We start from the raw sequence: 8640 nt of genomic DNA, 5'->3' as shown, positions 1-8640 counted from the left end.
GGCCCCCAGCCCCACCCCGTGGGAAAACCATGGGATTTCGAGAACGCCTCACTAGAGCACCCGAACCCGGGCGATCTCCCGGCCCCCGACGTCCAGGGTGTGCACCGCGCAGGCGATGCACGGGTCGAAGCTGTGGATGGCCCGCAGCACCTCCAGGGGCCGCTCGGGGTCGGCCACCGGGAGCCCCACCAGCGACGCCTCGTAGGGCCCCGAGCGGCCCTGGGCGTCCCGGGGCGAGGCGTTCCAGGTGCTCGGCACCACGGCCTGGTACCGGCCGATCCGGCCGTCCTCGATCACGATCCAGTGGGACAGCATGCCCCGGGGCGCCTCGTGGAACCCCACGCCCCGGAACTCGCCCTTCGCCGGGATCTCGGCCGGCCGCGCGTACTCCCGGTCGCCCGCGGCCAGGTTGGCCTCGAGCCGGTCCAGGAACTCCACCGACAGGTCGGCCATCAGGGCGGCCCGGAGCCCCCGGGCCACCATGCGGCCCATCACCGAGTGCAGGTCGTCGGGCCCGATGCCGAGCGCCTCGCAGGCCCCGTCCACCAGGGACCGGACCCGAGCGTTCCCGTCGGCATAGGCCGCGAGCATCTGGGCCACGGGCCCCACCTCGACGGGGACCCCCTCGAACCGGGGAGCCTTGCACCAGGTGTATTTGCCTCCGGGGTCGTAGTCGGCCGGCACGGGCTCGGTCGCGCCCTCCCAGGGGTGGCGGGGCGCCGGGTCGGCGTACCAGCTGTGCTCGGCCGACTCGGCGATGCCCCGCACCAGCCGCCCGTCGTCGTGGCGGCGGATCGGCTGCCACGAGGCCAGACCGCCCCTGGGGAAGAACCCGCCCGGCAGGAGGAACGCACCCCCCGTTTCGTCCACCGGAAACTCCGGCACCGCGAGCAGCGCGTCGACCCCCCGGCCCACCCGGAACCACTCGGGGTAGGCCCGGGCGATGGCGAGGAGGTCGGGCAGATACACCCGCCGGACGAAGTCCCGGGTTTCCTCGACGAGGCTTCGCACGAGGGCGAGCCGCTCCAGGTTCAGGGCCGCCATGCCGTCCGGGTCCACGGCCGTGGCCACCCCGCCCACGCACAGGTTCTGGATGTGGGGGTTCTTCCCCCCCAGCACGGCCACGGCCTGGGCCCCCTTGCGCTGCACCTCCAGGGCCTGGAGGTAGTGGGCCGCGGCCATCAGGTTCGCCTCGGGGGAAAGCCGCATCTCCGGGTGACCCCAGTACCCGTTCTGGAACGGCCCCAGCCGGCCCGACCCCGCGAACCGCCGCAGGCGCTCCCGGACCTCCCGGAACGCGGCGGCCGAGTTCCCCGGCCAGTCGGACACGGTCTCGGCCAGGCGCGCCGCGGCCCGGGGGTCGGCCCCGAGGGCCGAGACCACGTCCACCCAGTCCAGGGCCGAGAGGTGGTAGAAGTGCACGATGTGGTCCTGGACGGCGTGCTGGGCGATCATGAGGTTCCGGATCCACTGGGCGTTCACGGGCACCGCGGTCCCGAGGGCCGACTCCACCGCCCGGATCGAGGCGATGGCGTGCACCGTGGTGCACACCCCGCAGAACCGTTGGGTGATGACCCAGGCGTCCCGGGGGTCCCGGCCCCGGAGGATCGTCTCGATGCCCCGCCACATCTGGGACGAGGCCCAGGCGTCGGTCACCCGGCCGGCGTCCACCTCCACGTCGATCCGCAGGTGGCCCTCGATCCGGGTGACCGGGTCGATGGTGATGCGTCGCGTCATGCCGCTCTCCTTTCGAGCACGGGCTCCACGGCCGCCGGGCCGCGGTGCACCGGAAGAACCGGGAATCGCTTGACGAAGAAGAGGTACCCCGCGAGTTCCAGGGCCACGATGCCCACCGTGATCCACACCTCGGCGAGGGACGGGAAGTACCGCCACCCGCCCCCCGGGTCGAACCCCACGAGGTACACGTCCATGCGGTAGAGCCCCCCGCCGAGCAGAAGGGACGCCGCCGTCACGAAGAGCCACCGGGGGGAGCGCCGGACCCGCCCGGCCAGGAGCGCCGCCGCCGGCAGGGCGGTCAGGGCGAGTTCGGCCGCGACCCATCCCGCCATGTTCCAGCCGGCGCCGGCCCAAGGGGCGCGCCAGGCGAGATCCGCGGCCCGGATCAGGGTCCAGGCCCACGCCGCGCCGGCCGCGATGCGGCCCAGGCCGGCCAGGGGTTCGGTTTCGTAGGGCCGGCCGAAGGCGTAGGACGAGGTGACCGACTCGAACACCACCACGGCGTAGCCCATGAGGACCGCGTTCACCAGGAACAGGAGGGGCAGGAGCGGGGTGTGCCAGAAGGGGTGGAGCTTGGTCCCGGCGATCAGAAAGAGCGACCCCAGGCTCGACTGGTGCATGGTGGGGAGCGTCATGCCGAGCACGATCACCGGAAGGAGCACCCGCTCGAGCGCCGGGCCCAGCCGGCGCAGTCGCCGGCCCCAGGCCGTGTCGGGCGCCCCCTCGCACACCGCCGGCAGGAACTCCACCCCGAGCACGACGCAGTAGCTCATGACGCACAGGGCGATCTCCAGGAGCACCGAGTTCGGGTTGGGGTGGAGGAACAGGTTCGGCAGGTTCCAGTACCGCCCCAGGTCGACGAGCACCGAGAACCCGGCGAGCCCGTACCCGAACAGCCCGGTCAGGAGGGCCGAGCGCATGAGGCCGTGGTAGCGAAACCCGTTCCCGACGTACACGGCGAAGGCCAAGGCGTACCCGCCGCAGGCCAGGGCCGTGCCCGTGGCCACGTCGTAGGCGATCCAGATCCCCAGGGGGTAGCCGTCACTCAGGTTCGAGACGGCCCCGATGCCGGCCCAGAACCGGTAGGCCACCACCGCCATGCCGCTCGCGGCCAGGGCCAAGAGCACCGCAAACGGCAGGGTCCAGACCCGCCCCCCCAGGGCCGCGTGTTCCTCAGCGTGGGCCGTCGCCATGGTCGCCTCCTTTCTTTTCGCTGCGGCGCCGGTTTCGCCGGGCCAGCCAGAACAGCCCGGCGTAGAGGGCCACGGGGGCCGCGAACCCCCGGTAGATGCCGTGCTGGATGGTTTCCGAAAGGGCCGCGTAGGACCGGTCCGGAAGGGTCGGGAACCCGAGGCGCTCGAACGGCACCGCCGAGAGCACCAGGGCCCGGGTTCCCCCCACCTCGGTTTCCCCGTAGATCCGGGGCCGGTACCGGCCGGGCTCGTCCGCGATCCGGCGGCGGGCCTCGGCCAGGAGCCCGGGGCGGGCGCCGAAGGTGACGGCGCCGGCCGGGCAGGCCGTCGCGCAGGCCGGCCGGCCGTCGCGCGCGAGGGCGGTGCTGAAACACAGGTCGCACTTCACGATCCGGGGGGTGGCCGAGCCCCACTGGAACCGCGGCACGTTGAAGGGGCAGGCCACCATGCAGTAGCGGCACCCGATGCACCGCTCGGGGTGGTGGACCACGGCCCCGGAGGCCGTGCGCTCCATGGCCGAGACCGGGCAGGCCGAGGCGCAGGCCGGCTTTTCGCAGTGCATGCACTGGCGCTTGACGAACGACCGGCCCTCGGGTCCCTGGTAGAGCTGGATCACGGTGCGCGTGGACCCGCTCAGGTCCGAGGGCGCGTCCCACAGGCCGGCCTCGTCGAAGGCGGCCCGTTCGGCCGGCATGTCGTTGGCCCGCTTGCAGGCGGCCACGCAGGCCTTGCACCCCACGCACCGGGTGGCGTCGTAGAGAAGGCCCACCCCCTCGCCGGACACCGGCGCGGCGGAGGCCCGGGCACGGGGGGGCCGAAGGCCGGCCGCGACCCCGGCGGCGCACAGGGCCTTGAGAACCCGCCGCCTACCCCCGGGCATCGCCGTCCTCCCCGTCGGGCAGCTTCCGGGCCGCCACGGCCCCGGCCCCCAGGGCCGCGCCGGCCAGGGCCCCCAACACCCCCACCGCGGCGGGCTCCGGGCCGGTGCCGCGGTCGCCCGAGGGCACCGGGGGGTAGGTATCGGGGGGCGTGGCCGCGTGGATCGGAACCCGGTCGCCGATCCCGTGGCCGAAGCCCCCGGGTTCGGCGCACCCCACACACGGATGCCCCACCCCCACGGGCCACAGCCCCAGGTCGTTGAACCCTTGGACCGAGCAGTTGGCGTGGGTGATGGGCCCCTTGCAGCCCAGCTGGTACAGGCACCACCCCTTGCGGTGCCCCTCGTCGCCGAAGGCCCGGGCGAACCGGCCGGCGTCGAAATGGGGCCGCCGCTCGCAGTGCTCGTGGATCAAGCGGTCGTAGGCGAACCGGGGCCGGCCCCGGTCGTCCCGGTCCGGGAGCCTGCCGAAGGTGAGGTAGTAGAGGATCACGCTGAGCAGGTTGTAGGGGCTCGGGGGGCAGCCCGGCAGGTTCACCACGGCCGCATCGGGGAGCACCTCGGCCACCCCCGCCGCGCCCGTGGGGTTGGGCGGCAGGGCCGGGATCCCCCCGAAGGAGGCGCAGGTGCCCACGGCCACGACCGCGGCGGCCCCTTCGGCCGCCTCCCGGAGGCTCTCCAGGGCCGTCTTCCCGCCCACCCGGCAGAACCGCCCCGCGTCCCGGGTCGGGATGGCCCCCTCCACCACCAGGAGGTACCGGCCCCGGTCGGCCTCGAGGGTGTGCCGCAGGGCCTCCTCGGCCTGTTGGCCGGCCGCCGCCATGAGGGTTTCGTGGTAGTCGAGGCTCACCACCTCGAGGAGCAGGCTCGCCACGTCGGGGTGGCTGGCCCGCAGGAGGGCCTCGGAGCATCCCGTGCACTCCTGGAAGTGGAGCCACACCACGGGGGGCCTGTCGGGGGCAGCGGCCGCCTCGGCCACCCGCGGAACCACGGACGGCGGCAGGCCCAGGGCGGCGGCGGCCCAGGCGCACGCCCTCAGAAACCCCCGACGGGAACACCCGCCGGGGCCACAAGCCGGGTCGTTTGCCATGCGTTCCCTCCTTCTTGGATGGGGGGCGCCCCTCGCGCCCCACGTTCGCCGGCCCCCCCCGCCGCGCGCCGCCGCTCCCGAGCAAGGCCCGTGCCAGCCGCCAAACCGAAGTCGACACAAGACCTTGTGCGCACAATCTCCTCTGACCCGCCGGATCGACCGGGTCAATCCGACCCTATTTGTTTCCTTTTGACCCATTTCGGGGCGATCGGGTACCCTTCCGGCCCGGAGGTGCCCCATGGAACCGAACCGACTTCTGCTGGTGGACGACGACCGGGTGCTCGCCCGCACCCTGGCCCGGTCCCTGGCCCTGGCGGGCTACGAGGTGGAAACCGCCTCCACGGCCGAGGCGGCCCGGAGGGCCTTCCATGCCGACCCGGAGGCCCTGGATCTCGCCCTCCTGGACCTTCGGCTCCCGGACGGCGACGGCCTGGAGCTCCTGGAGGAGTTCCGCCAGGCTCGGCCCGACCTTCCCTGCCTGGTGCTCACGGCCTACGGCTCGGTGCAGACCGCGGTGGAGGCCATGCGGCGGGGGGCCGTGGACTTCCTGATGAAGCCGTTCCCTAGGGAGAAGCTCCTGGCCTCGGTGGAGCGGGCGCTGGAGCGCCGGCGGCTCCTCGATGAAAACGAGCGGCTCCGCCGCCAACTGCGCCAGACCCGCAAGTCCGGGACCATCGCCACCCAGAGCCCGGCGTTCGCCGCGGTGCTCGAGATGGTGCGCCGGGCCGCCCCCACCGACGCCACCGTGCTCATCACCGGGGAGACCGGGGTCGGCAAAGAACGGCTCGCCGCCCTGGTCCACGAGTGGAGCCGACGCCGGGACGCCCCGTTCCTCACCGTAAACTGCGCCGCCCTGGCCGAATCGCTCCTCGACAGCCAACTCTTCGGGCACGTGCGCGGCGCGTTCACCGGCGCCGACGAGGACCGGCGGGGGCTCTTCGAGGAGGCCGACGGCGGCACGCTGTTTCTCGACGAGGTGGGCGACGTGAGCCCCGCGCTCCAGGCCAAGCTCCTGCGGGTGCTCCAGGAGGGGGAGTGCCTCCCGGTGGGGGCCACCCGGCCCCGCAAGGTGGATGTGCGCATCGTGGCGGCCACGAACCGGGACCTGGCGACCGACGTGCGGGCCGGGCGGTTCCGGGAGGACCTCTACTACCGCCTGCACGTGTTCACGGTGCGGGTGCCGCCCCTGCGGGAGCGCCTCGAGGACCTGCCGGCCCTGGTCCAGGCCTTCGTGGAGGAGGCGAACCGAAAGACCGGCCGGGCCGTGCGGGGGCTTTCGGCCGCCGCCCTCGAGGCCTGCCGGGCCTACCCCTGGCCCGGCAACGTGCGAGAACTCAAAAACGTGGTGGAGCGGGCCGTGATCCTGTGCCCCGGCGAGTGGATCGGCCCCGACCTCCTCGCCTTGGGCGAGGCGGCCGGGCCGACGGCCGAGGGCGAGATCCGGTGGCCCGGGCGGAATCTGACTTTGCGGGAGGTGGAGGCGGCCTACATCGCCGAGGTGTTGCGCCGCACCCGGTGGGGCAAATCGGCGGCGGCCCGGATCCTGGGGATCAGCCGCAAGACCCTCGACCGGAAGATCCGGGAGTACGGGCTCACCCCCGGGGAGGGGCCGGCATGATCCCGCGCCGGGGGTTCCACCGCCGGGTCGTCCTGGCCTTCGGGGCGCTGGGGCTCCTGTCGCTCGTGATCTCGGCCGGGGTGGCCGCGTGGGTGGTGCGGGGGGTGCTGGTGGGCCAGGTCCAGGAGCAGATGGCCGGCCACCTCCGGGCCGCCCGGGAGATCTACGACGCCCGCCTCGAGCGGCTCCTCGACGGGGTCCGGTTCGCGGCCGGCCTGCCCGGGGTCCGCCGGGCTTTGGTGGCGGGGGACGCCCCGGACCTCACCGCCGAACTCCAGGCGGCCAGGGTCCGGCTGGGGGAGGACGTGCTGTCGGCGGCCGGCCCCGGGGGCCTGGCGCTCGCCCGGGCCCGGAACCCGAGCCGCGCCGGCGACCCGGTCACCGCCCTGCCCCCCGTGCGCCGGGCCCTTTTGGGGGAGGCCACGGTGAGCACCGAGGCGGTGCCGTTGTCCCTCCTCGAACGGGAGGCCCCCGACCTGGCCCGGGCCGCCCGCCTGGACGTGGTTCCCACCCCCCGGGCCGCCCCGGGCGGGCCCTCGCGCCTCGACGGGGCCCTGGTGGCGGTGGCGGCGGCGCCGGTGTCCGACGAGCGGGGACGGATCCGGGGGTGCGTGTACGCCCTGGACGTCCTGAGCGCCGACCCCGGGCTCGTGGACCGGATCCGCCGGGTGGTGTTCGGCGAGGCGAGCCCCGGCACGGCCACCCTCTTCCTGCGGGACGTCCGGGTGGCCACCAACGTGCCGGCCCCCGGAGGCGGCCGGGCCGTGGGCACCCGGGCCAGCGCCGAGGTGGCCCGGCAGGTGCTCGGCCGAGGGGAGCCGTGGATCGACCGGGCCTTCGTGGTGGACCGATGGTACCTTTCGGCCTACGCGCCCCTGCGCTCGGCGGCGGGCGAGCCGGTGGGCATCCTCTACGTGGGGCTCCCGGAGGGTCCCTACCGGGCGCTCCTCTGGAAAACCCTGGCGGGGGTGGCGGCGCTCCACGGCGTCGGGCTCGTGCCCGTGCTCCTGGTGGCGGCGGCGCTCGCCGGCTCGGTGGTCAAGCCCGTGCGCCTGCTCGCCCGGGCGGCCCGCGACGTGGCCGGGGGCCGGCTGGAGGCCGAGATCCCCGTTCGCGGCGACGACGAACTGGCCGAACTCGCCCGGGAGTTCCGGGCCATGATCCAGGCCCTCAAGGAACGGGACCGGGAGATCGAAACCCTCAACCGCGATCTCGAGCGAAAGGTCCGGGAGCGAAGCGCCGAACTCGAGCGCCGCAACGAGGACCTCCTCCGGGCCCGGGCGGAACTCCTCGCCCTCATGGAGCGCCAGCGCGAGACGAACGAGGAGCTCGAGGCGTCGCTCCGGCGGCTCCGGGAGACCCAGGACGAGCTGGTGCGCTCGGGCAAGCTCGCCGCCCTCGGGGCCCTGGCCGCCGGCGTGGCCCACGAGATCAACAACCCTTTGGCGGCGATCCAGGCCAACACCGAACTGCTGCTCCTTCGCGCCGAGGCCGACCCCGAGGTCGCCGAGGAGGCCCAGGCGATCGCCGAGCAGGTGGAGCGGATCCAAAAGATCGTGGCGAGCCTCCTCACCTTCGCCCGGCCCCGGGCCGAGACCGGCCGCGAGGCCGTGGACCTCCACCGGCTGGTGGTGGAGACCCTGGAACTGGCCGCCCCCCAGGCCCGGAAGAACCGGGTGGCCGTGGAAACCCGGGCCGACCCGGACCTCCCGGCCGCCTGGGGCGATCCCGACAAGCTCCGGCAGGTGCTCACGAACCTGGTGGTGAACGCCCTCGACCACTCCCCCCGGGGCGGCACCGTGCGCATCGCGACGGGCCGGGGCGACGACGGCGCCACCGTGTGGGTACGGGTGGAGGACGAGGGGCCGGGGGTTCCCGCGGCCGAGCGGGACCGCATCTGGAACCCCTTCTACACCACCCGGTCGGAGGGCACGGGGCTGGGGCTCAGCATCGCCCACGCCATCGTGGAGGACCACGGCGGCCGGATCGTGCTCGACTCGGCCCCGGGCCGCGGCGCCGCCTTCACCGTGATCCTGCCCCGGGCGGCCTAGGGAAGCCGGCGGCAGAACCCCCGTTGTGGCCGCCGGGAAGGGCCTCCCGGCAACCGACCCGAGGGTTGACAGGC

Annotated in this window: 6 protein-coding genes; 2 read left to right on the top strand and 4 right to left on the bottom strand. The window is 74.3% G+C overall.

Annotated elements, in window-relative coordinates; genetic code table 11:
• Positions 1–51 precede the first annotated feature (51 nt).
• From ACYQ8L_RS13700 to ACYQ8L_RS13685, 4 genes are read right to left on the bottom strand one after another with little or no spacing between them, the layout of a single operon-like run.
• Complete coding sequence (locus ACYQ8L_RS13700; RefSeq protein WP_459942372.1) at positions 52–1737, bottom strand: nickel-dependent hydrogenase large subunit; 1686 nt, start codon at positions 1735–1737, stop codon at positions 52–54.
• Positions 1734–2930: an NrfD/PsrC family molybdoenzyme membrane anchor subunit gene (nrfD, locus tag ACYQ8L_RS13695; RefSeq protein ID WP_459942371.1), complete on the bottom strand. Its 1197-nt coding sequence runs from the start codon at positions 2928–2930 to the stop codon at positions 1734–1736. Before nrfD ends, ACYQ8L_RS13700 begins: the two co-directional genes overlap by 4 nt.
• Positions 2911–3810 carry a hydrogenase 2 operon protein HybA gene (hybA, locus tag ACYQ8L_RS13690; protein ID WP_459942370.1) on the bottom strand — a complete coding sequence of 300 codons (900 nt, stop codon included), beginning with the start codon at positions 3808–3810 and terminating at the stop codon, positions 2911–2913. The genes nrfD and hybA overlap by 20 nt, the downstream gene beginning before the upstream one ends.
• Positions 3797–4897, bottom strand: a complete 1101-nt coding sequence (locus tag ACYQ8L_RS13685) for a hydrogenase small subunit (RefSeq protein ID WP_459942369.1) — start codon at positions 4895–4897, stop codon at positions 3797–3799. The genes hybA and ACYQ8L_RS13685 overlap by 14 nt, the downstream gene beginning before the upstream one ends.
• A gap of 238 nt (positions 4898–5135) precedes the next feature.
• Here ACYQ8L_RS13685 and ACYQ8L_RS13680 point away from each other — a divergent pair, with 238 nt between their 5' ends.
• The gene (locus tag ACYQ8L_RS13680; RefSeq protein WP_459942368.1) at positions 5136–6515 is read left to right on the top strand and encodes a sigma-54-dependent transcriptional regulator; all 1380 of its coding nucleotides are present in this window, start codon (positions 5136–5138) and stop codon (positions 6513–6515) included.
• Complete coding sequence (locus tag ACYQ8L_RS13675; protein ID WP_459942367.1) at positions 6512–8566, top strand: cache domain-containing protein; 2055 nt, start codon at positions 6512–6514, stop codon at positions 8564–8566. The genes ACYQ8L_RS13680 and ACYQ8L_RS13675 overlap by 4 nt, the downstream gene beginning before the upstream one ends.
• The last annotated feature ends 74 nt before the right edge of the window (positions 8567–8640 follow it).

This window comes from Deferrisoma palaeochoriense, assembly GCF_054656955.1.
Note: the sequence above shows the minus strand (reverse complement) of the source record. Positions and strands in the feature narration are given on the sequence as shown.

What these genes read in the sequence shown, in the direction of transcription:
- hybA (WP_459942370.1), bottom strand. Translation starts at nt 3,810, where the DNA reads ATGCCCGGGGGTAGGCGGCGGGTTCTCAAGGCCCTGTGCGCCGCCGGG.
- ACYQ8L_RS13685 (WP_459942369.1), bottom strand. Translation starts at nt 4,897, where the DNA reads ATGGCAAACGACCCGGCTTGTGGCCCCGGCGGGTGTTCCCGTCGGGGG.
- ACYQ8L_RS13675 (WP_459942367.1), top strand. Translation starts at nt 6,512, where the DNA reads ATGATCCCGCGCCGGGGGTTCCACCGCCGGGTCGTCCTGGCCTTCGGG.
- ACYQ8L_RS13680 (WP_459942368.1), top strand. Translation starts at nt 5,136, where the DNA reads ATGGAACCGAACCGACTTCTGCTGGTGGACGACGACCGGGTGCTCGCC.
- ACYQ8L_RS13700 (WP_459942372.1), bottom strand. Translation starts at nt 1,737, where the DNA reads ATGACGCGACGCATCACCATCGACCCGGTCACCCGGATCGAGGGCCAC.
- nrfD (WP_459942371.1), bottom strand. Translation starts at nt 2,930, where the DNA reads ATGGCGACGGCCCACGCTGAGGAACACGCGGCCCTGGGGGGGCGGGTC.